Source organism: Agromyces sp. Root81, from assembly GCF_001429165.1.
GTDB lineage: Bacteria > Actinomycetota > Actinomycetes > Actinomycetales > Microbacteriaceae > Agromyces.
Genome location: NZ_LMIR01000001.1, coordinates 281,977 through 304,379, shown reverse-complemented (window position 1 = coordinate 304,379; position 22,403 = coordinate 281,977). Strand labels below are relative to the sequence as shown.

At 66.7% G+C, this 22,403-nt stretch carries 19 protein-coding genes and 1 tRNA gene; 10 read left to right on the top strand and 10 right to left on the bottom strand.

All coding sequences use genetic code 11. The features are described 5' to 3' along the window. Positions 1–47 precede the first annotated feature (47 nt). The 5 genes from ASE14_RS21060 (at position 48) to ASE14_RS01455 (ending at position 7,233) form a co-directional block, all read left to right on the top strand. Positions 48–644, top strand: a complete 597-nt coding sequence (locus ASE14_RS21060) for a carboxymuconolactone decarboxylase family protein (RefSeq protein WP_235511044.1) — start codon at positions 48–50, stop codon at positions 642–644. Further along, entirely contained in the window at positions 641–2,065 is a 1,425-nt protein-coding gene (locus ASE14_RS01470) for a DUF1254 domain-containing protein (RefSeq protein ID WP_056649750.1), read from the top strand. The genes ASE14_RS21060 and ASE14_RS01470 overlap by 4 nt, the downstream gene beginning before the upstream one ends. Before the next feature lie 58 nt (positions 2,066–2,123). Continuing rightward, positions 2,124–3,593: a cardiolipin synthase gene (cls, locus tag ASE14_RS01465; RefSeq protein WP_056649747.1), complete on the top strand. Its 1,470-nt coding sequence runs from the start codon at positions 2,124–2,126 to the stop codon at positions 3,591–3,593. Positions 3,594–3,603: 10 nt separating this feature from the next. Further along, entirely contained in the window at positions 3,604–4,899 is a 1,296-nt protein-coding gene (locus tag ASE14_RS01460; protein ID WP_056649744.1) for a DUF2254 domain-containing protein, read from the top strand. Between the two features lie 114 nt (positions 4,900–5,013). Continuing rightward, positions 5,014–7,233 carry a LuxR C-terminal-related transcriptional regulator gene (locus ASE14_RS01455; protein WP_056649741.1) on the top strand — a complete coding sequence of 740 codons (2,220 nt, stop codon included), beginning with the start codon at positions 5,014–5,016 and terminating at the stop codon, positions 7,231–7,233. Here ASE14_RS01455 and ASE14_RS01450 read toward each other — a convergent pair. Together ASE14_RS01450 and ASE14_RS01445 are read right to left on the bottom strand one after the other, a co-directional pair. Further along, positions 7,230–7,589, bottom strand: coding sequence for a carboxymuconolactone decarboxylase family protein (locus ASE14_RS01450; protein ID WP_056649739.1), 360 nt, complete (start codon positions 7,587–7,589; stop codon positions 7,230–7,232). The two genes, ASE14_RS01455 and ASE14_RS01450, sit on opposite strands and share 4 nt — an antisense overlap. A gap of 15 nt (positions 7,590–7,604) precedes the next feature. Then, entirely contained in the window at positions 7,605–8,762 is a 1,158-nt protein-coding gene (locus tag ASE14_RS01445; protein ID WP_162257684.1) for an AI-2E family transporter, read from the bottom strand. Positions 8,763–9,121: 359 nt separating this feature from the next. Between ASE14_RS01445 and ASE14_RS01440 the strand changes: the two genes are divergently transcribed. From ASE14_RS01440 to ASE14_RS01430, 3 genes are all read left to right on the top strand, one after another. Further along, positions 9,122–10,576, top strand: a complete 1,455-nt coding sequence (locus tag ASE14_RS01440; protein ID WP_056649734.1) for a DUF2252 domain-containing protein — start codon at positions 9,122–9,124, stop codon at positions 10,574–10,576. Between the two features lie 52 nt (positions 10,577–10,628). Further along, complete coding sequence (locus tag ASE14_RS01435) at positions 10,629–11,192, top strand: potassium channel family protein (protein WP_200953244.1); 564 nt, start codon at positions 10,629–10,631, stop codon at positions 11,190–11,192. A 147-nt stretch (positions 11,193–11,339) separates the two neighbouring features. Continuing rightward, positions 11,340–11,774, top strand: coding sequence for a hypothetical protein (locus ASE14_RS01430; protein ID WP_056649731.1), 435 nt, complete (start codon positions 11,340–11,342; stop codon positions 11,772–11,774). 60 nt (positions 11,775–11,834) lie between these two features. Here the strand turns inward: ASE14_RS01430 and ASE14_RS01425 are convergent, their stop codons facing one another. The 4 genes from ASE14_RS01425 to ASE14_RS01410 all read right to left on the bottom strand — a co-directional run bounded on the left by ASE14_RS01425 (position 11,835) and on the right by ASE14_RS01410 (position 15,426). Next, a complete protein-coding gene (locus ASE14_RS01425; RefSeq protein ID WP_056649727.1) occupies positions 11,835–12,704 on the bottom strand; it encodes a YhjD/YihY/BrkB family envelope integrity protein in 870 nt (289 codons plus the stop codon). A 306-nt stretch (positions 12,705–13,010) separates the two neighbouring features. Further along, positions 13,011–13,084: transfer RNA gene (locus ASE14_RS01420), tRNA-Ile, on the bottom strand. Positions 13,085–13,094: 10 nt separating this feature from the next. Further along, on the bottom strand, positions 13,095–14,348 hold the full coding sequence (locus ASE14_RS01415) for a glycosyltransferase (RefSeq protein WP_056649724.1): 1,254 nt from the start codon (positions 14,346–14,348) through the stop codon (positions 13,095–13,097). Positions 14,349–14,508: 160 nt separating this feature from the next. After that, positions 14,509–15,426, bottom strand: a complete 918-nt coding sequence (locus tag ASE14_RS01410) for a DMT family transporter (RefSeq protein WP_056649721.1) — start codon at positions 15,424–15,426, stop codon at positions 14,509–14,511. Positions 15,427–15,466: 40 nt separating this feature from the next. On the opposite strand from ASE14_RS01410, the gene def reads away from it, so the two are divergent. After that, positions 15,467–16,033, top strand: coding sequence for a peptide deformylase (gene def, locus ASE14_RS01405; RefSeq protein ID WP_056649718.1), 567 nt, complete (start codon positions 15,467–15,469; stop codon positions 16,031–16,033). Between the two features lie 36 nt (positions 16,034–16,069). Here def and ASE14_RS01400 read toward each other — a convergent pair whose 3' ends face one another. Further along, the gene (locus tag ASE14_RS01400; protein ID WP_056649715.1) at positions 16,070–16,375 is read right to left on the bottom strand and encodes an AzlD domain-containing protein; all 306 of its coding nucleotides are present in this window, start codon (positions 16,373–16,375) and stop codon (positions 16,070–16,072) included. Further along, on the bottom strand, positions 16,372–17,034 hold the full coding sequence (locus tag ASE14_RS01395; RefSeq protein WP_056651614.1) for an AzlC family ABC transporter permease: 663 nt from the start codon (positions 17,032–17,034) through the stop codon (positions 16,372–16,374). Before ASE14_RS01395 ends, ASE14_RS01400 begins: the two co-directional genes overlap by 4 nt. A 181-nt stretch (positions 17,035–17,215) precedes the next feature. Between ASE14_RS01395 and ASE14_RS01390 the strand changes: the two genes are divergently transcribed. Continuing rightward, positions 17,216–17,701 carry a GNAT family N-acetyltransferase gene (locus ASE14_RS01390; protein WP_056649712.1) on the top strand — a complete coding sequence of 162 codons (486 nt, stop codon included), beginning with the start codon at positions 17,216–17,218 and terminating at the stop codon, positions 17,699–17,701. 115 nt (positions 17,702–17,816) lie between these two features. Here ASE14_RS01390 and ASE14_RS01385 read toward each other — a convergent pair whose 3' ends face one another. Beyond that, complete coding sequence (locus ASE14_RS01385) at positions 17,817–18,209, bottom strand: SHOCT domain-containing protein (RefSeq protein ID WP_056649709.1); 393 nt, start codon at positions 18,207–18,209, stop codon at positions 17,817–17,819. A 163-nt stretch (positions 18,210–18,372) separates the two neighbouring features. Beyond that, positions 18,373–22,257: a PQQ-binding-like beta-propeller repeat protein gene (locus tag ASE14_RS01380; protein ID WP_200953243.1), complete on the bottom strand. Its 3,885-nt coding sequence runs from the start codon at positions 22,255–22,257 to the stop codon at positions 18,373–18,375. Positions 22,258–22,403: the final 146 nt, after the last annotated feature.

The following is a 22,403-nucleotide window of genomic DNA, read 5'->3' as shown; positions in this document are numbered from 1 at the left end:
GGCGAGGTGCTTCGTCGCCGGAGAGGACATCTGTCCGCTGATTGCGCATGAGGGTCGAAGTCTCTTCGCGCCGACCGAAGGCCGGATCACCCAATGTGAACGATCCGCGATATACGGCTCGGGACACCGTCACCGCCGGCTCCGTACGAGGGTTCGAACCGCATCTCACTGCACGCCACGGGGTTTCACTCGATGTGAGTGATGTGACGCAGGATGCCGGGGCGTCCAATGACGCGTGGAGTCTTGCAACGCTCCAAGTGCACATCAAACAGGGGGAAGGACCCATCATGACTGACGCAACTGACGACGACGCTCCCGTGCTCGAGCTGCTCGCACGAATGACCGAAGACTCGTTGGAAGCCTCCAGCCTCGACGTCCAGACGCTCGTTCTGGTGCGCGTTGCCGCGCTGGTCGCCGTCGGAGCCCCTCCGGTTTCCTATGCACTCAACCTGGAGGCAGCGGGGGAAGTCGGGCTCGATGCTGAGCGCCTCCGTGGAGTCCTCACGGCGATCGCGCCCATCGTCGGAACGGCGCGAGTCGCGGCGGCGACGGGCAACATCGTCAAGGCTCTCGCGGCCGAGATCGCGCTGGAGGAGCTCGAAGTCGCCGAGCTCGAGGACGAGGCCCAAGGGGATCAGTCATGATTCACTCCGACCGCACGATCCCGGCCCTCCCGGACACGGTGGACTCTCGAATCGGCCCGCTGCACTACGACGTGGGGTGTCCGACTCCCGACACCTCTCAGCGGCTCTTCGACGAGATGGACTTCCAGCGCGCCGTGCAGGCCTACCTCTGGGCCTACCCGGCCGTGTCATTCGAGTCCATCCGCTTGGTCGCAAAGGACGACCTCGGGATCGACGCCTTCGATCTCGGAATCGCGGACAACTTCGTCGATCCGAAATCGCTGTGGCTCACCGCCAACGACACCACGATCTACGCCTTCGTCAACTTCGACGTCTCACGAGGACCGGTAGTCATCGAGATCCCGCCCGGGGCCATCGTCGGGCTCGTCGATGACTTCTGGCAGAAATCGCTCGTCGACGTCGGCCTCCCCGGGCCTTACGCCGGCGACGGCGGAAAGTTCCTCGTGCTGCCGCCCGGCCATGAGGGCGACGAAGTGCACGAGGGGTACTACACGGTGCGTGCGCACATGCACGACCACAACATGCTGGTCCGCGGCATCATCGTGGACGGCGACGTTCCGGACGCCGTGCAGCGCATCCGGAACGTCAAGGTCTACCCATGGAGCGATCGCGAGGCCCCTACGCCGAACCGATTCGTCTCGATCTCGGGCGCTCCCATCGATACGAGACCTCCGGGCGGAATGGAGTTCTGGAAACGACTGTCGCGCGTCATCGACAACAACCCTGTCCAGGAGCACGACCGGTTCCACATGGCGATGCTCAAGCCGCTCGGAATCGAGAAGGGCAAGCCGTTCCGGCCCGACGACCGTCAGACGAGGATCCTGGAAGAGGCCTTGGAGCTCGGCGATGCCATGGCCCGCAACGTCATGTACGAGAACTCCTCGCGCATCAGCGGAGCTACGGCGTTCCCGGGCACGCAATGGGACTGGGTGATCCTCGTCAGGCCCGATCAAGAAGCCGAGCACTACAGCCAGCTCGACGAACGCCTGCAGTACACGTATGGCGCAATCTATCTTTCCCCGGGAATCGGGCGGATGGAGCCGGGGCCTGGAGCGACGTACATCCAGGCGTTCAAGGATCGGGACGGCAACCATTTCGACGGGGGAAGGTCCTATCGACTGCACATCCCGGCGAATCCCCCGGCCGCAGCGTTCTGGTCGCTCACGCTCTACGACACTGCGACACGCTCGATGGTGCAGAACGCCACGAACGATGCTGCACGCTCCGGGTATGACGATCTCGCAGTGAATGCGGACGGTTCGCTCGACCTGTTCCTCGCGCCCGAACCGGCCGATTCGCCGGAGACGAACTGGATTCAAACGGTACCGGGGCGGGGGTTCTACCCGATGTTCCGCCTGTACAGTCCGACCGCACCGGCGTTCGACGGCACGTGGGCACTGCCCGACGTGGATCCGGCATGACGCGGAGACGAGCCGTGACTCTCACCGGCACAGCGTCCTCGGCACCGGGGACGCACTCATGAGCGAGCAGTTCCCCATCATCGCCGGAATCGTGGTGGTGCTCGATTTCGCGATCCGCATCGCCGCGCTCTTCATCGTGCCCCGCGGCCGGAAACCGACCGCGGCGATGGCCTGGCTGCTCGCGATCTTCCTGATCCCGTTCGTGGGCATCATCCTCTTCCTCCTCATCGGCAACTCGAAGCTCCCGAAGAAGCGGAGAGAGCGTCAGGACGAGCTGAACCGGATCATCAAGGAGAAGGCCGAGGGAGTCGAGCTCGTCACCGACCGATCGACCTGGCCCGACTGGTTCTCCGCCCTCGTGCGCCAGAACCAGGATCTGGGGGCGCTGCCCGCCGTCGGCGGCAACACCGCCACGCTGATCGGCGACTACGAGTCGTCGATCGATGCCATGGCGGACGAGATCGACACCGCAACGCGATTCGTGAATGTCGAGTTCTACATCGCCTCGTTCGACGCGACGACGAAGGGATTCTTCGGGGCCATGGAACGCGCGGTCCAGCGTGGGGTGCGGGTCCGGCTCCTCATGGACTTCATCGCATCGAGGAACGTGACCGGGCACGAGGAGACCGTGGCCGAACTCGATCGGATCGGGGTGCCGTGGAGTTACATGCTGCCCGTCAGACCGTTCAAGGGCCAGTACCAACGACCGGACCTCCGCAACCACCGCAAGCTGCTCGTGGTCGACGGGTACGTCGGCTTCATGGGTTCGCAGAACCTCATCGACCGCACCTACAACGCGCCGAAGAACCTCAAGCGCGGACTGAAGTGGCAGGAACTGGTGACCCGGGTCACGGGCCCGATCGTGCCGGCGATCAACGGGGTCTTCCTCTCCGACTGGTACACCGAGACCGGCGAACTCCTCGGCGACGAGGCGCACTTGCGCGCCGCCGACGTGCCTGCCGATACATCCGATCGGACGCTCGTGTGCCAGGTCGTGCCGAGCGGTCCCGGCTACGACGACGAGAACAACCTGCGCCACTTCCTGACCCTGGTCACCTCCGCACAGCGGAAGGTGATCATCACGAGTCCGTATTTCGTGCCCGACGAGGCGATGATGTATGCCATCACGTCGGCGTGCAAGCGAGGCCTCGACGTGCAGTTGTTCGTCTCGGAGATCGGCGACCAGGGTTCCGTGTGGCACGCCCAGCGGTCGTACTACGAGCCGCTGCTGCGCGCGGGGGTGCAGATCTGGCTCTACCCGGCGCCGTTCATCCTTCATTCCAAGCATCTGTCGATTGACGAAGAGGTCGCCGTGATCGGCTCGAGCAACATGGATATCCGCTCGTTCGCGCTCAACGCCGAGGTGACCCTGCTCGTGCGGGGTCGTTCGTTCGTCGAGGAGATGCGCGCCGTCGAGCAGGGCTACCGCGACGCCGGCCGCCGTCTCACGCTCGAGGAGTGGGAGAAGGAGCCCGCGTCGGCCACGTTCCTCGACGGGGTCGCCCGGCTCACCTCCGCGCTGCAATAGGAGGAGGGCCATGACCTGGCGCACCCGTTTCCGCCGAAGGGAGAACATCCTCGAGGGCCTCTGGGCCATCCCCATTCTCGGAGCGCTCGCAGGGGTGATGCTCGGCTCAGCCGTGTCCATCGTCGACGACCTCCTCACGACACCGTTCGTGTGGCAGTACTCGCCGTCGACGGCAAGCGCCGTGCTGACCTCGATCGTGGGTGCCACGGCCGCGCTCACCGGCTTCGTCGTCACCGTCACGGTGCTCGTGGTGCAGATGGCGACCGGAACGTTCTCGGCTCGCATCATGCGCCTCTGGTACCGCGACCCCTTGTTGAAGACGACGCTCGCGATCCTCGTCGGCACGCTCACGTTCTCATTCGCGGTCCTCTCGCGGATCGGCGACGACTTCGTGCCGAACCTCGGGGTCACGTTGTCGGGCGTCCTGGTCTCGTTGTGCCTCCTCGTCTTCATCGTCTTCTTCGATCGCTGCATCCGCCGACTCAGGCCAGCAGCGGTCGCCGCGGACGTCGCACGCACAGCTCGCGCGACATTCATGCAGACGGTGCGCCTCGCCGACCGGGCCGACATCCGATGGGAGTACGCCTCGTTGCGCGCGGATCCAGTGCTCATCGTGGGGGCGAGCCGTGGCGGCGCCATTCAGGCCATCGACCCCGACGGGCTGGTCGTATGGGCCCGTACGCATGGCTCCGAACTCGTGCTGCCTCATCCGGTCGGTGATTTCGTGCACACCGGCGAACCGGTCGTGCTCGTGTTCGGAGGCGAGTTCGGAAGCAGCGCAGCCGCCGAGCTCGAAGGGATGATTGCCTTGGGCGACGAGCGCACATTCGATCAGGATCCGACGTTCGCATTGCGGATGATGGTCGACATCGCCAACAAGGCGCTCTCGCCGGCCGTGAACGATCCGACGACCGCCGTGCAAGTGCTCGACCACATCGGAGACGTTCTCGGATTGGTCGGCCGGACCGACCTCGAGTTGCGGACGAAGACCACCGAACCCGGTGTGACCGCCGCGGTCGTCATCGTGACACGCCGCTGGGAGGACCTCGTGATGCTCGGGCTCACGGAGATCCGCGAGTTCGGTGCCACGTCGGTACAGGTCATGCGACGGCTCCGCGCAGTGCTCGAGGAGCTCCTCGCAACGGTGCGGCCCGAGCACCGGGCGGCGATCGAGGAAGAACTCCGGCGCCTCGACGCGACCGTCATGAGCGTCTGGCGCACCTCGGTCGATCTCGATCGCGCGAGCGGAGCGGATCGTCAAGGTCTCGGCGGGATCGGGCAGGAAACCCTCGGCCGTGGCGAGTGACGACGCGGGCCGGGAGCTCTGAAACGGAGGGACGGCCCCCATTTAGGGCTATTGAGCGCCACCCTCCCGAACAAATAGGCTTCGATCGTGCTTGAAGATGCCCCGGCGCTGCACATGTCGGAGGTCGAGCTTGAACGTCAATTGCTCGACGCGAAACTCACCGCTCCCCGACCTGGTCGTCGGAGTTCGGTCAGTCGCGCCGCCATCATCGACGCCGCGCGATCCGGAGACCGGCGCGTTGTCGCCGTCACAGCGCCCGCCGGATATGGGAAGTCGACACTCCTGGCGCAGTGGGCGGACACCGAGACCCGTCCGGTCGCATGGGTGTCGCTCGACCGCTTCGACGACGACCCGATCGCATTGCTCGTCATGCTCGCGTCGGCTTACGACCGGATCACGCCTGGCACGGAGCACCTCGCAGATATCGTACGCAGACACCGCGGATCAGCCCTCGGCCGTGCTGCGCCATTGGTGGCCACGGCCTTTCGAACGAGTCCGGCGCCGTTCGTGCTGATGCTCGACGACCTCCAGGAGCTGCGGGATCCCGCGTGCCACGACGTCCTGACCGTCGTGATCGCTGGGATCGCGCCCGGTCGACAACTCGTGACGGCGAGCAGAGCGGAGCAACCGCATCTGACCCACGCGCGGGCGTCCGGCGATTCGCTGGAGATCACCGCGACCGATCTCGCTCTCGATGCGGTCGGCGCAGCCGCAATCTTCGCCGATGCAGACCTGACGCTGAGCCCCGAAGCGGCCGGAGATCTCGTCGAGCGCACCGAGGGGTGGCCGGTCGGTGTCTTCCTCGCCGCCGAGATCACCCGCGACGGCGGAACTCTGGATGTCTCAGGAGACGATCGCTTCATCGCGGACTACCTGTACCAGGAATCGCTCATGAACCTCCCCGAGCACCAGCAGCGGTTCCTTCGCCGAACTGCGGTGCTGCATCGCTTGTCCGCCCCACTGTGCGACGCGATTCTCGGCAGCGATGACGCACAGGTCGTCCTGCACGAGCTGGCAGCATCCAACGTGTTCCTCGTTCCACTCGACCGTCGGCGGGAGTGGTATCGGTATCACGATCTCTATCGGGAGTTCCAGCTCGGCGAGCTGACCCGCGTGGAGCCTGAAATGGAAGCCGAGCTGAGAGTTCGCGCCGCAGAGTGGTTCGAGGAGCACCGGGCGCCCGCCGTCGCTGTCGAGTACCTGCTCGAAGTTCCGAGCGAACGGAAGCGAGCGAATCGCCTGGTTGCCGCCACCACGCTCGAGGTCTATCAGCTCGGGCTGCTCACGACGGTTCAGCGTTGGTACCAGACGATCGGCGACCGCGCGATCGAGGAGTACCCGCCACTCGCGGTGTTCGCCGGGTGGATCACGGCGCTGGTGGGCCAAGCGGACGACGCGGATCGATGGGCAGCCGTGCTGGCTGACGCCTCATACGACCTCCCGCCCGACGACGGCTCCGCATCGTTCGACTCCGACCGGGCGATGCTCAGGTCATTCATGTGCGCGGCAGGGCCGGCCCAAGCGATGGCAGATGCCCGATTCGCCGTCGCATCCGAATCGAGTGTGAGCCCGTGGCGCGATCAGGCGCTCATCCTTCTTGGTGAGGCTCATTTGCTCGTCGGGGACCTCGACCAGGCGGAGGCCGCCTTCAGAGAGGGCACAGCGGTGGCGGTGGCTCATGGCAATACTGACGGTGTCGTACTGAGCGAGTCGGAGCTGGCGCTCATCACCATGGACGACGGCCGATGGGTCGAGGCAGCAGGGCATGTCGACACCGCGCTGGAATCCATCGACGAGCATGGGTTGGACGACTACTCCGTCTCGGTGATGGCATTCGCCATGGCCGCACGGTTCGCGCTCCACCGAGGCGACATGCCAGCTGTGCACCGGCTGATCGCTCGCGCCATGCGGGCTCGCCCGGCGTGCACGTTCGCGATGCCGTACGTCTCAGTGCGTGCACGCTTGCAACTCGCGAAGCTGCACTGGGCCCTCAATGACCACACGGCCGCGCACCACCTGCTCCGAGAGGTCGAGGACATCCTGGTTCGACGACCGCAACTCGGCGCGCTCGTCGATCAGGTGGAGGATTTCCGACGACTGGTCGCGTCGAGTGAACAGTCCGGCTGGAAGGGCGGTCCGCCATTGACGCCGGCAGAGCTTCGACTCCTCCCGTACCTCCAAACCCACCTCTCACTCCGCGAGATAGCGGAGCGACTCTACGTCTCGCGGAACACGGTGAGCTCGGAGCTGGCCAGCATCTACCGCAAGTTCGACGTGTCAAGGCGAGCTGAAGCGGTACAACGCGCCACAGTGGCCGGCCTGCTCGGCGCTTAGCCCCGCCATACGCCGGCACCCCCTCCCCTGTCGCCGCCCTCGTCGAGGTCGTAGCCGAGCGCCATCGCCAGCTGAGGCGCGGCGACGACCGCTCGAGGAACACCCACGATGTCGATGATGCCGGTGAGCACATCCACCATCTCAACGGCCGTGGCTCCAGCACTCACCGCCGCATCAGCCAATGATCCGAACGACGGCTCGGCGCCGCCCATTGCGACGAGAGCCGCGATCCTGGCGAGAGCCAGTGCTTTGGCATCGAGCACAGAAGCATCACCTGTGCCGACGCCTTCGGCGCTGGTCTCTCCCAGTCTCTCGGCGTTGATCGCCAAGCGACGCAGCCGTTCGGTGTAGTCCACGATTTGCCTCCCCGGCTACCGATGGGTCGGGCGAGACGCGTCAGTCGAGGACGCGCTCCCCTCGCGCGGGGTCGGACGGGGCGGCGCGTCCTCCGGAACTCCATTCGGCTTCACGACACTTCGAGACATGCGCTCAGCCTTGGCCTCGGCGTCGAATCTCGCCATTGCCTCCTTCGTCTCGTCGAGTTCGCCGAGCAGCGGGCGGATCCAGCTCATCTGCGGGTTCGAGTCGACGAGGATCAGGCGTACCAGGAGCGTCAGCGGGATCGCGAGGATCGCGCCGATCGGGCCGATCACGACGGCCCAGAACAGCACCGAGAAGAACGTGATCGTCTGGCTCAGGTTGACGGCCTTGCCGATGACGCGCGGCTGTATCACCGACTGGATGACGCCGTTGATGACGGCATACACGACGATGACGACGATGACCATCGGCCACCCACCGACCAGTGCGGCGAAGATGATCGGCGGAATGAGCGCAAGGAAGTACCCGACGTTCGGGATGAACGAGCAGACGAACGCGAGCAGGCCCCAGATGAATGCGCCTGGCACGCCGATGATGACCAATGCGATCCAATCGACCACGCCCTGGGCGATCCCGAGCACGGTGGTCGCGACCATGTACCGACGCACGTTCGCGCCGTAGGTCACGAGTGAGGCGACGACGAGCGGGCGTGCCGGGTACAGCTGCTTGAGCAGCGTCGGCACGAACGCGGCGTCCATGCCCATGAGCAGCAGCATGGTGAACACGATGACGAGGAGCGAGGTCAAGCCCGTGATGCCGCCGATCAGACCGCCGACGAACCCGACCACTGTCGACGGGTCGAAACTCGCGGAGAGGTCGTCGACCTCGCCGGCGGCGACGCCGATCGAGGACAGCCAGGCCGCGACATCCTGCCCGAACGCGGCGATCTGGTCGCTGAACTCCGCCAGCAGGGCGCCGAACTGCCCGAACGCGACCAGCATCGCGTACCCGAGTGCGAGCAGCAGGCCGATGACGGTGATGATCACGGCCCCGGTCGCGATGCCGCGGGAGACGCCGTGCTTCTCGAGCCACACGCGGAGCGGGTGCACGCAGATCGTCAGCACGACGCCGAGGAAGAACGGGGCGAAGACGCCGGCGATCGCCGCGAGGCCGAAGGCCGCGATGGTCGCCCCTCCGAGTCCCATCATGATGAACGCGTTGCGGTGCGCATTCGGAGGCTCTGCAGGCGCCGGAGCGTAAGTCCGGTCTCCCCCGCTCGGCGCTTCCTTCGATCGCTTCCTGTTCCACCGCATGATGTCTCCGATCTCGGTTCATGGGTCCGCTCACGATGCAGTCGGTCCCTGACCAAAGCCCCATCGCGTTCGCCGACGACGGTAGCCACCGCTTCGAATGTCCGAATCACTTAAAGAGAGTGATGCCGCTTGTGGCCCCTCCGGATGTACTGATCGCGGCCTACAGCCATGCAGGAACGCGCTCCGACAGCGGCGACTCGTGAGATCGAACCGCCCGTTGCCGTGGAGTCGCCGACGGATGGGAGCTTCCGGAAATGACCACGCAGACCGCAATCGCTGATCAGGAACCATCCAACGAGCTTCCATCGATGGCCGGCGATTTCGCCGCTCGGGTCGAGTACGGCCGAGAAGCGCGGCGGCGCACGCCTCGCTCCACCCACGAGGGCTGGACGCCCCCGCCAGGTCGGCCCGATCCGGTCGCCCTGCTCGAGGAGCAGGCGACGACTCGCGTGCCGGAACTGGTACCGATCCGACATGCGCGCATGCTCGTGTCGCCATTCACGTTCTACCGCGGCGCGGCGCTGCTGATGGCGGCCGATCTGGCGGGAACACCGGTGTCAGGAATCACGACCCAGATCTGCGGGGACGCGCACCTGTCGAACTTCGGCGTCTTCGGCACGCCCGAACGCACCCTCATATTCGATATGAACGATTTCGACGAGACGCTGCCCGGGCCGTGGGAGTGGGATGTCAAGAGACTCGCGGCGAGCTTCGAGGTCGCCGGCCGGAGTCGTGACTTCACCGACGAACAGCGCCGAGAAATCAACCTCACCGTCGTGCGCGGCTATCGCGAGCGGATGCTGCAGCTGGCGGAGAACCGAGTACTCGACGCCTGGTACGACCGGCTCGACGCAGACCGGATACTCGATGTGATCACAGCCGGGCAGTCCAAGCGCACCGCTGACAAGCTGGCGAAGCGCACCGACGCCGCACTCGCGAAGGCACGCACGAAGGACAGCACTCGCGCCGTCGCCAAGCTCGTCGAGGTGATCGATGGCGAGCTCCGGATCGCCGCTGATCCCCCGCTCATCGTTCCGATCGAGCAGCTCCTCCCACAGGGCCGCACGAGGGATCAGGAGGAGGAATGGATGCGGGAGGTGCTGGCCACCTACCAGTCGACGCTGCATCAGCAGAATCATCCGATGCGTGAATTCTCGTACGTGCACATGGCTCGTAAAGTCGTGGGCGTCGGCAGCGTCGGCACACGCGCGTGGATCGTCCTGTTGCGCGGTCGCGACGATCAGGACCCGCTCCTCCTGCAGGCCAAGCAAGCCGAGGCGTCAGTGCTGGAGCGATTCCTGCCGCCGAGCAGATACGAGAACCACGGCGAACGCGTGGTCAGAGGGCAACGTCTGATGCAGGCGGCCAGCGACCTCTTCCTCGGCTGGCGCCGCGAGCCAGGCGTGGATGGAATCGAACGCGACTTCTACATTCGGCAGCTGCACGACTGGAAGGGCTCCGCCGACGTCGACACCATGAATGCTGCGGCCGCCAAAGCCTACGCACACATCTGCGGCGAGACCCTCGCTCGCGCCCATTCACGTGCAGGCGACCGTGTCGCCATCGCCGCATATCTGGGCCGGAGCGACCGCTTCGACCATGCGATCGCTGCGTTCGCTCGGGACTACGCCGACCAGAATGATCGTGACTACTCGGCCTTCGCCGATGCAGTGGCATCGGGGCGGCTCGAAGCAGCCGACCCTGCGTGAGCATGCTCGCCGAGGACGCAGGGACGACGCACAGCTGGGAGCGGAGGGCGAGATGACCGGGACGATCACATCAGACATGTCGCGTGCCGAGCGCCGTCGGTTCATCCTGCGCGGGTTGCTCCAGGCCCTCATCATGACCGTCATGCTCGTGGCTCTCTACTTTCTGGCCCCACTCACCTGGATCGACGGAGTGCCCATCTCCGTCGTTCTGGTGCTGGCCCCGCTGGTGTTGGTCGCCGCATCGTGGTGGCAGATCCGTGCGATCCTCCGGTCGCCGCAACCGGGACGTCGCGGGATCGTGGCACTCGCCGTCATCGTCCCCCTGTACCTCCTGCTGTTCGCCGCCACATACTTCCTGATGGCACGCGACGACCCCGCGAGCTTCAGCACCGATCCCCTCAGCCGCGTCGACACCCTGTACTTCACTGTCACCGTGTTCTCCACGGTCGGCTTCGGCGACATCAGCCCGGCCAGCGAGTCCGCGCGTGTCCTCGCCATGATCCAGATGATCTTGAACCTGGTCGTCCTGGGCGCCGGCGTCCGACTGCTCACCGCCGCGGTCCAACGGGGTCGAGCGACCAAGGACACTGATGCCGACGAAGGGGACGAATCATGAGCCCGCATCGGCGACCGGAGCCACTGCAGGTCGAATTGCTTGATCGGATCACGCACTCCGTGCGTGGATCACATTCGGTGCCCACCATCTGGCGCACCAAATTCGGAGGGTGCTCCAACCGGGCGCACCCGGATCGGGGAAGTCACCATGAATGGAACCAGCACGACCACCGCACTCGCCTTCGCAGCTGCACTCGTGCTCTCGGGCTGCGCCGCCGATGGCACCGCTCCCACGTCGGTCGCCGACGCGTGCGCGACGATTCAGGATGCGCTGCGCGACCTGTCGAACGGCGCGCAGAACGCACTCGCGTCGGCCGACGACCCCGCCGAGATTCAGGCGACCCTCGAGGGGTACGGCGAGCGCGCGGGAACGTTGGCCGAGAAGGCCGACAACCCCGACAGCGCCAACGCACTGGAAGCGCTTGATGCGACGCTCAGCGAGGCGGCGGTGGCGGTCGGCGCGCTACCGACCGACCCAGAGGGTGAACTCGACGTCGACGCGATGGCGGAGCAACAGACGGAGATCCGGGAGGCGGTTGAGAAGATCAACGCAGCGTGCGCTACTCAGCAGCCTGAAGGCTGAGTCCGGAGCCGTGTCGCGACGCTGTATCACGCCCGCGTGGATCGCCTTCGCGGGCGCGGCTCATTTCCGGTCCCTGTCTGTCGATGTGCGAGCTTCGGCCGCTTCGCCTGAGCGGCTCCACAACTGCCCGATCAAGGCCAAGTGAATGACGCGACCGATGGTCACCGCGACAAGGAGCACTGACATCAGCACGAACAACCACCCGATGTATGAGAAGGCGAGTCCGAGTACGCCGAATTGCTCGGCGGAGGCAGCGAGCGCCCCCGGCAGATATGCGCGGCCCACAACCGTGGCCACGGCGAATCCGAGCCCGGCGAGCACCGATCCCGGCAGAAGCGCCCGCAGGCTGATGCTGCGGTTGACCACGACCCAGGACGCGATCCACCACAGCGCACTCCAGATCGCCGCCTCGAGGATGAACTCGAGCACCGAGATGGCATCCGTGCCGCGCACGATGTTGCGAGTCGCGACCACGACGAGCAATCCGATGACGATCGCGACGATCCCGGCGACCCAACGCCACGCGAAGCGGATGCTGGCCTTCGGCGTCTTCCAGATCCTCAGGAAGCAACGCTCGAGCGCGCGGGCGAAGGAGGTCGCGGCGACGATGAGCAGCAGTGCGGCGATGACTTGCGTGAGCGTCACGCCCTCGACCTGCTGAGGCATGGACTGCTGCACCAGGTCTGCGGTGCGATCATCGAGGCCGAGATTGTTGGCGACCAACGAATTCGCCTCTGGATTCAAGCTCCCCCGCAACGAGCCAGCGACGATCAGAACCGGAAGGATGGAGGTGAACGCCTGTGCAGCGAGCGTCATCGCTCGATCGAACAGTTCGAGCTCACGGATGTCTCGGAGAGCGCGCATCACGAAGCGACCGCCAGCCGAGCGCACGCCCGCCCGCGCCAGTCGGTTCACCGGCAACTGAGCCATGGGATACCTCGTAACTTACGCATTCGAATGGGCGAGACCGTCGACTGCTCAAGCACCTCGACCGTCTGCTCGCTGTTCGGGACCACACATCGGCGCTCCCGCTGCAGCTCATGAGGGAGGAGCCGATTGCGCGACCCACCTTCGGGCTTCACTGTCGCCCTGACTCCGATGGGTCGCATCACTTGATTCGTGTGATCCCGAATCGGCGGGGAGAGCCAGCGACACACGAACTCAAGAGTCACTCAGGCGCAACTCAGTCAATGCCTTCCGCTGGAGGCAAGAAAGGCTGATCACATCCATTTACGGTAGGGCGGACGGGACTTGAACCCGTGACCGATGGATTATGAGTCCACTGCTCTGACCAGCTGAGCTACCGCCCCACGCGCCGGATCACTCGGGAGCGACGGCCGGTGCGACATCGGTGACCGGGTCGGTCACCGGCTTCCCACGATACAGACTCTCGAAGGTGGAGATCGTGCGCTGGATGTCGTGTGCCGCGATGAGCCGGATCGAGCCCTCCTTCAGGGCGCGGTACTCGGCGGGCGACGCCTCGAGAACGATGCGGAGCTTCGCGGCGAGGTCTTCTGCGCTGCCGGGCTCGAAGAGGTAGCCGTTCTCGCCGTCGTGCACGAGGTGCGGGAGCGCCATCGCGTTCGCCGCGACGACCGGCAGCGCCGAGGCCATGGCCTCCATGGTGACGATGCTCTGCAGCTCCGCGATCGACGGCATCGCGAGCACCGTCGCGCGGTGGTACGCCTCACGCAGCTGCTCGTCGGTCACGTAGCCGGTGAACGTCACCCGGTCGGCGATGCCGAGGTCGACCGCCATGTGCTCGAGGTGCTTCTTCTGGTCACCACCGCCGACGATCTCGACCTTCGCGTCGAGCTCCTTCGGCAGCAGGGTGAGCGCGCGCAGGAGCACGTCGATCTGCTTCTCGCCGGTCACCCGGCCGACGAAGATGATGCGGTTCTCGGTGCGCGGCTCCCAGTTCGGCGAGTACTTGTGCGCATCGATGCCGCACGAGATCGCGTGCACGCCGACGAGGCCGGTGTGCTTCTCGAGGAATTGCGCGGCCTTGCGGGTGGGCGTCGTGACGGACTCAGCGCGGCCGAACGTGCGACCGGCGGCCTTCCAGGCAAGTCCCACCGCCCACTCCTGCCACGCCGAGGGCAGCAGGGTGAACTCGAGCATGTTCTCGGGCATGAAGTGGTTGGTGCCGATGATGCGGATGCCGCGCTTCTCGGCTTCGACCGAGAGACCGCGACCGGTGATGATGTGCGACTGGAAGTGCACGACGTCGGGCTTGACCTGGTCGATGACCCTGGCGCTGTTCTGCCTGATGCGCCACGGCAACGCGAACCGCAGCCAGTCGTGCGGATACCAGCGCCAGCTGCGCAGGCGGTGCGCGGTGATCTCCTGACCCTCGTGCACCTCCTTCCAGGTTCCGTGCTTGCGGTTGCCGGCCGGGGCCATGACATGAACGTCGTGACCTCGCTCTGCGAGTCCGGCGGCGAGGCGCTCGGCGAACCGTGCGGCGCCGTTGACGTTGGGGGCGAAGGTGTCGGCGCCGATCAGGACCGTGAGCGGTCGCTCGGTCTCGGCTCCGGCGGTGCCGGCGGTACTCGCACCGGGGGTGTCAGACACGTGGGGTTGTTCCTCACCATTCAAGGGATCGAGGGCGATCGGCCCTCGTCGGGGCGCCGCGACAGGCGGATCGGCGCGCGGACTGAATCCGACGATAGTCTACGCAGCGCAGGAGGTCCTCCCCTGCACTCGCATGTCGCCGGAGCAGCGCTCGCTCAGCTCACAGGCGCGTCTGGGGGTGGTTGCGGGCGAGCTGGAAGACGCCCCACACGGCGATGACCCCGGCCACGATGAACACGCCGATCGCCCAGAGGGGCGCCTGCGAGGCCTCGCCGAGCACGGCGATGCCGATCGCGACGGCGACCATCGGGTCGACGACCGTCAGCCCGGCGATGACCAGGTCGGGCGGGCCCGAGGCGTACGCGTTCTGCACGAAGTACGCGCCGAGGGCGGCCGCGCCGAGCAGTCCGATCACGCAGAGGGCGGTGAGCCACTCGAACTCCCCCTGCTCCACCCGGCCGATCACGACCTTGGCGAGGGTGGCCACGAAGCCGTAGAGCACGCCGGCCATGATGACGTAGTAGATCGCACGGATGTGCTGGCGGAACAGCGCGAACGTGACACCGGCGGCCGCGAGCACGACGGCGAGGATGATGAGGATCGTGATGAGCTGCCGGTCGGTGACCGGCTTGTCGACCGCCGTGAATGCGGCGACGCCGACGAAGAGGAACACGCCGCCCACGCACATCACGATCGCCGTGATCGACTTCCGATTCAGCTTCACGTGATTGATGCGCGAGTTGAGGATCGAGGTGATGACGAGCGCGATGGCCCCGAGCGGCTGCACCACGATCAGCGGGGCGAAGTAGAGGCTCGACAGCTGGAAGACGATCGCGAGGCCCAGCATGACGGTGCCGAGGACCCACGAGGGCCGGGCCAGCAGCAGCGTGAGCTGCTTGAAGTTCAGCCCCTTGCCGAAACTGTCGACGGTGCGCGACTCGACCTTGACCACGCCCCGGTGCTGGAACTGCGCTCCGAGGGAGAGGAACACCGCGCCGACGAGGGCCAGCGGGATCCCGATGAACTGGGTGGGGTCGAGTGCGATCTGCTCGGTGAGGTCGCTCAGGTCCGGTTCCACGCATCGACCCTACCCGTTCCGTGACGGATATCCTTGCCGAATGGCCGTGCTCCCCATTCGAATCACCGGCGACCCGGTGCTGCATTCCCCCGCCCTCCCCGTCGAGCAGATCGACGACGAGATCCGCGCCCTCGTGGCCGACATGTTCGAGACGATGGATGCCGCGCCCGGCGTCGGTCTCGCCGGCCCGCAGGTCGGTGTGGGGCTGCGTCTGTTCACCTACGGATGGGTCGACGAGGCCGGCACTCGCTGGCGGGGAGTCGCGATCAACCCCGAGCTGTGGATCTCGCCGCCGCCGGCGGGCGAGCCCGATCTCGACGAGGAGTCCGAGGGGTGCCTCTCGGTCCCCGGTGAGCGCTTCGGGCTCCGCCGGGCCGACCGTGCGATCCTCCGTGCGACCGATCTCGACGGCGAACGCTTCGAGATCGAGGCAGAGGGATGGCTCGCCCGCATCTTCCAGCACGAGTACGACCACCTCGACGGAACGCTCTACACCGACCGCCTCGGTGAGCGCGATCAGCGCATCCTCGCGAAGATCATCCGCAAGCTCGGCTGGGGCAAGCCCGGCCAGCAGTGGATGCCCGGGGTCGACGACCTCGACGCCTGAGCAGGCGCACGACGACGGATGTCTCGCGGCGACGAGTCATCCGAGTGCGCGGATGCCGGCGGCGACCAATGCGGCGACGGCGACGACCACGATGAACGGCACCCTGAGCGCGTACAGCGCCGCGGCGACGATCAGCGCGGGCACCCGTGCGTCGACCACGATCTCCTGCCCGGCGCCGAGCGTCTGCACCGCGATGAGCGCGGCGAGCAGCGCCACCGTCAGGAGGTCCGCGATCCGCGCCGGCCGCTCGCGCTCGAGGAATCCGGCGGGCACGAGATGGCCCACGAGCTTGAGCGCGAGCGTCGCCGCACTGGCGATGAGGATGATGTGCCAGGTGGTCACGATGCGCGCCGCCGATCGAAGAGGTTGAACCAGCCGACGACGACGGCGACGACCGCTGCGACGAGCACGGGGAGTCCGGGCATGAGCACCGGGGTGGCGAGTGTCGCGACGACCGCGGCCGCCACTGCCACGGCACCCGCCTGGAATCGCTTCAGACGCGGCCACAGGAGGCCGAGGAATGCCGCGGCTGCCGCGGCATCCAGCCCCCACGCCCGCGTGTCGCCGATGGCATCGCCGATGAGTGCGCCGGCGAGGGTCGTCAGGTTCCAGCCGACGAAGATCGTGATACCCGTCACCCAGAAACCCACACGGGCGGCGCGATCGTTCGGCTGCGCGAGCGCCACCGCCGTCGACTCGTCGATGGTGACCCAGGCCGCGGCGACCCGCAGCCAGATGCTGCCGCGCCCGGTCACCGGGTCGACATCGTCGACGATCGGCTTCATGCGCATGCCGTAGACGACGTTCCGGATGCCGAGCATCGCCGCGGTCGCGATCGCCGAGCCGCCCGCCGCGACTCCCCCGCTCGCGAGCACCCCGACGAGCGCGAACTGCGAGCCGCCGGTGAACATCACGAGGCTGAGGAAGCACGTCTGCCAGACATCGAGCCCTGCGGCGACCGCGAGGGCTCCGAAGGAGATGCCGTAGATCGCGGTCGCGATGCCGACGGCGAGACTATCGCGGACCGCCGTCGAACGCTCGGACGCGGCACCATCGCCCTCGCCGGCGGCAGGCGCGTCGGCAGCGGTGCGTTCGTCCACGGGCTCTCCTGTTCCCTTGACAGAATATCCGGACGCTGTCGCCCTGCCTGTCCGCGCGTCGGGTCTCGACTAGCGTGAGCGAGTGCTCTCCTTCGTTCAGGTCGACCCGACGACCGAAGCCTCGCTCCTGGTCCTCCGCCGCTACTACGACGACATCATCGGCCGCTACTACGGTCGTCCCTCGACGGCCGCCGAGATCGAGGAGACGCTCGTCGATGAGCCGAGCGACGATCTCCGGGGCGGGACCGGAGCATTCGTACTCGCGCTCGATGGTGCGCAGGTACTCGGTTGCGCCGGCGTACGGTACGTGGATGCCGAGGTCGGCGAGCTCACCCGTGTGTTCATCGCCTCGGAGGCGCGCGGCCGCGGAATCGGTGCAGCCCTGATCGGCGAGGTCGAACGCGTCGCTCGGCAGGCCGGCCGGACCCGCATCCGACTCGAGGTGCGCGGCGATCTGGTCGAGGCGCAGCGCCTGTACCGCCGCGCGGGATACCGCGAGGTGCCGGCGTTCAGTGACGCGCCCTACGCGGACCACTGGATGGTGAAGGATCTCGTCGGGCCCGAGTGAGCCGAGGCCGTCGCGGTGAACGTGGGCGCCGACGAATCGACGACCCGAGCAGACGACGGGAACGGCAGAACCCCGCCCTTCGGAGAAGGACGGGGTTCTGCTGCTCGTCGAACGACTACGAGGTCTGCAGCGCCTTCGCCTTGAGGGCGTCGTACTCGGCCTGCGTGATGGCACCCGTGTCGAGGAGTTGCTTGCTCTTCTCGATCTCCGCCGCCGCCGACGACGACGAGGTACCGGCGACCGTCCGGATGTAGTCGGCGCTCGCCGCCTGCGACTGGGCCGCCCTGGCGGCGTTCCGTTCGGCCATGCCCTGGCCCCGCGCGATCAGGTAGATGAAGGCCGCGAGGAACGGGACGAAGACGAGGAACAGGACCCAGAGCGCCTTTCCCCAGCCGTTCAGGGAGTGGTCCCGGAAGATGTCCATGATCACCGTGATGAAGACCCAGATGCACGCGATGACCACGTAGAACCAGAAGAGCCAGATCAGGAAGTCCCAGAAGGTGTTCATATCGACGGCCTTTCGTTTCGCTTGACGTTGTCCACCGCAACTGAACGGAGGCTATGGCCTCGAGCGTCGGCGCGCATCATCCGATTCGAGTGATTCGCGTGCGTGCCGGTCAGCTGAGATGCGGGGCGGTCGGCGCGCTGGTGCCGACCGCCCCGAACGCGGGCTAGCTGCAGGATCTCTGCTCGTACTCCACGACGCGGGTGGTGGTCACTTCCTCCCCGTCGATCTCGGCGGACGCCGTGACCGTCACTTCTCCGCTCGACAGTTCCCGCTGGCGAGTCGAGAACGGGTGGAACGCCTTCTTCCCGGGGGCGACATCGTCGAAGGACTTCTTTCCGAACTCGGTCGCGATCGAGATGTCGATCGGAACACCCTCAGCGTTGTCCACCCTGACGGACAGCTTCGCCTTCGGACCGGCGCAGCGACTCTCAGCCGTCACGTTCATGGCGAGCTCTCGCGCGGCCGTCGCGGTGAACGCATGGATCGATCCGTCGTCGGTCAGCGCGTACAGCCAGTCACCGCTCACCGAGAGCGCGGAAGCGACTCCTCCGCCGAGGTCGTACGACGAGATCAGCGAACCGGTCGCCCGGTCGAGGGCGAGAAGCCGGCCGTCCCACGTCCCGGCGTAGACCATGGTCTCGGTGACGAGCGGATGCATCGCCGGAGAGCCGACTGCGGTCGAACTGCACCCGGCCCTTCCGGGGTCGTCCGACGGCGCCTCACCAGGCAGGTACCCGACCTCTGTCGCCCAGATCGGGGTGCTCGGCGTCTGCGATGCGGTGTCGTACGCCCTGATGACCCCGTCGATCGCCGCGACGTAGGCGATCTCGCCGCGGATCGCCGGACTCGTGACCGGCGGCGGGCCGGGCTCGCACTTCTCGCCGGAGAGCGCCGCGCGCCAGAGCACGTGCCCGTCGCCGGGATCGTGCGCACGGACGCCGTCCTTCGTCACGGTCACGACCTTGGGTTCGCCCTGTTCGGGATCGGTCAGCGCCGGTGAGGACATGCTCTGCAGGCCTCCGTTCGTCGCCGTGGAGCTGGTCTGCTGACAGGTCGACACGTCGAACCCGATGAGCGTCTCGCTCGAACCGCTGTGCATCCAGGCGCGGTTGCTCCCGGGCACTCTCACCGCTGTGCTGTGGAACTCGCCCCATGCCGCCCCAGCGGAGAAGCCACCGGGCAGGATGCTGCCATCCGCCGCATCTCGACAGATCACGCGGTTCCACTCCTGGTACACCGCGACGGCGCGACCCTCGGCAGGGAGGTCGAAGACGCTCACCGGGCCACCGGCGCGTCCGTACCGACGCACGGACGAGTCGAGGCGATGCTCGTCGTCGATGGTCTCCCACGCGACGGCTCCTGTTGCGGCATCGAGCGCGTAGAGCCGGGCGTTCGACGTCGTGATGTACACCTTGCCCTCGTGCAGGGTCGGTGCCGACTCCGCATCGCCGTCGAGGTAGGTGCGCCAGACCTCGGCACCGGTGCGGGCGTCGTAGGCCAGCATCATGCTGTAGGGCGAATCGAATGCCTGCGATGCGACGATGACCCGCCCGTCGGCGATGACCGAGCCATTGAGGTTGAACTGTTCACCCGTGTTCTGGACCCACTGCAGGTCGAGTTCGGCGCCCGGATCCGTCGCCGCCGACGACCGTCCGTCCTCGGTACCGCCCTGGCGTACCCAGTCCCCGTCGAACGCAGGTTCCTCGTCGGCTGCCGCCGTGACGCTGAACGACGTCGACCGCTCGGGCCATCCGTTCCCGTCGGTGCCGACGACCGATACCGCGGCGGTGTAGTCCCCGAAACCGAGTGCCGGGATCTCACTCACCGCCCGCGTCCAGGAGATTCGTGCGGGCGGGCATGGTTCGAGCCCATCGCCGCCTGGCTCTGCGTAGCAGTTCTCGAGACCGATCGTGTCGGCGTCCCCGCCGAAGTCGAGGTCCTCGGTCCAGACGAGCTGTCCTGCGGCGTCATGCACCGTGACCGTCGCGACCGCCGGAGTTCGTCCGTCGTCCTCTGCGTAGACCTGCACCGGAACGGGACGGCCCGCATCGAATCGGCCGCCGTCTCCCGGGCTCACGAGCGCGACATCGTCATCGATCTCGAATTGCCGGTGCGTGCCGAACACCAACCCCCGATCCTCGTTCTCGGGCGTCGACTCGTCATCGGTGATGGCCGAGAAGTCCATGATCTTGTAGTCGGGTCGGGCGCCATCGATTCCGTACGTGCCCTGGTTGTTGATCTCGACCGATCGGGCGAACGCACCGCGACGGTACTCGGCCTGCTGATTGTGCCCGGCAGCGAACAGCCGGGTGTCGTACCGTGCGAGTTCATCGACGATCGGCTGCATTCCGGCGCCCGGACCCCACTTCGTGAACAGGGAACGATGCGCGAAGACCAGCACTTGCTTGCCGACAGCGTGACGCTGGAGATCCTCCTTGAGCCACGCGAGCTGAGGCGCGAGGCCGCGTGCATCGTAGTTGTCCTCGAGCACCACGACATGGCGGCCGTTGCGATCGAACGAGTACCACTCGGGGCCCATGTTCTGCCGCCAGAACTCCATACCGCCGCTGTATCCGGAAGAACCGGCGGGACCACCGACGTCGTGATTGCCCATGACGGGATAGAACGGGTGTCCGAGGCCCCCCGCGCGCAACCCGTCGCGCAGCACGTCGTAGCCCTTCTGTCGGCGATCCGTCGCCGCGTAGTCGGTCACGGTGAGGTCACCGGTCGTGATCGTGAAGCTCGCGTCGTCGACCTCGGAGAGCGTTTGGACCCGCGCGGTCCATTCCGCGAGGGATGCCGCCGCCCGCTCGTCGGTGAAGCCGACCACCTCGGTGTCGGAGACCATCAACCACGTCTCCGTCGGGTCGGCGGCGTGCTCGTCGGGGACGAGACCGAGGTCGACACCGTCAGCGGCAGGGCTGCTCGTGTCGACCTTCGCGAAGAACTGCGGCACGAAGTCGTCGCGCAGGGTGGGAGTGAAGCCGTCGGGCGAGACGACGCTCACCAGGTCGGTTCCGCGGCGCGCGGGATCGATGTCGATCTGGTACTGACCGTTCTCATCGGTCGTCGCCCAGACTTCGCCGTCCGTCACCGAGAGACCGGCCATCCCGGGCTCTCCGTCGTCGCGGGTGCCGTCCGCGTCCTGGTCGGTGTAGACGGTTCCGCCGACGGTGACCTTGGCGCCGGAGTTCGCCGGCGGGGCGAGGGTGAAGGTGATGGGAGCGACGATCGGCTCGTACCCGTCATTGGCGAGGAAGTGCGCCGTCCAGGTGCCGGCTCCGAGGGCGCCGCTGTCGAGGCTGACCGTGCCCGACGGCCCGGGGGTGTACTTCCAGACACGTGAAGCCACCGGACCCGGGACATCCGTCGGTCCGTAGAGGCCGACCCAGTTCGTCGACGATGGCGTGTCCGTCTTGTACTCGAACGTCAGGGCATCGCCTGCCTTGGGATTCTGCGTCACGAGCACCAGTTGGTCCGGCGCCTCGTTCGCAGTCGCGGCATACCCCGGCACCAACGCCAGCACGAGCGCGCCGATCAGCACACCGGCGACCCCGCGGAGCCGCGGAGTGCGGAGTGCGCCGCCGCCCGTCGACCTGAGGGCGTTCCGACGCGTGCTCATCTCGACTCGGACCCTCCGAGACCGCATCCACAACACGACCGATGCCACGACGGCCGCAGCCAGCAGGCCTGCGAACACGATCAGGAGGAATGGAATCGACGGCGCAACGGGATGGGCGCCTCTCGCGTCCACCACAGGCGTCGAGGGCTCGGCATTCACGGTCATGCCGTCGAAGTCCGTGACCACCCGGTTCAGGCCCGCTGCGTCGACGAGCGTCGAGAGGTCGAGCGCTGACACGCGGCACGCCCAGTTGAGCTCGACGACGACTCCGCCGGGCGCGCCGACCTCCGAGCCCGGGAAGGCCTCGGCATCGGTCGGACAGGAGGCGGTGATCCGGGTCGCAACGAAGTCGGCAGCGAGGTCGACATCGGCGATGTCCTCGGGCAGCGTCAGCACCGCCATCGATGTCGAGCCCGTGCGAACCACGAGTTCTCCTTGATGCTCACCGACGTGAGCGGAGGCCGGTAACGGGACGAGTGCTGTTGCGAGCGCAACGAGTAGGGAGACGGCCGCGAGCCGCACAGAGGTTTTCACAGCAGCGAGCGTAGGGGCCTCGAGCACCGCACAGGCCG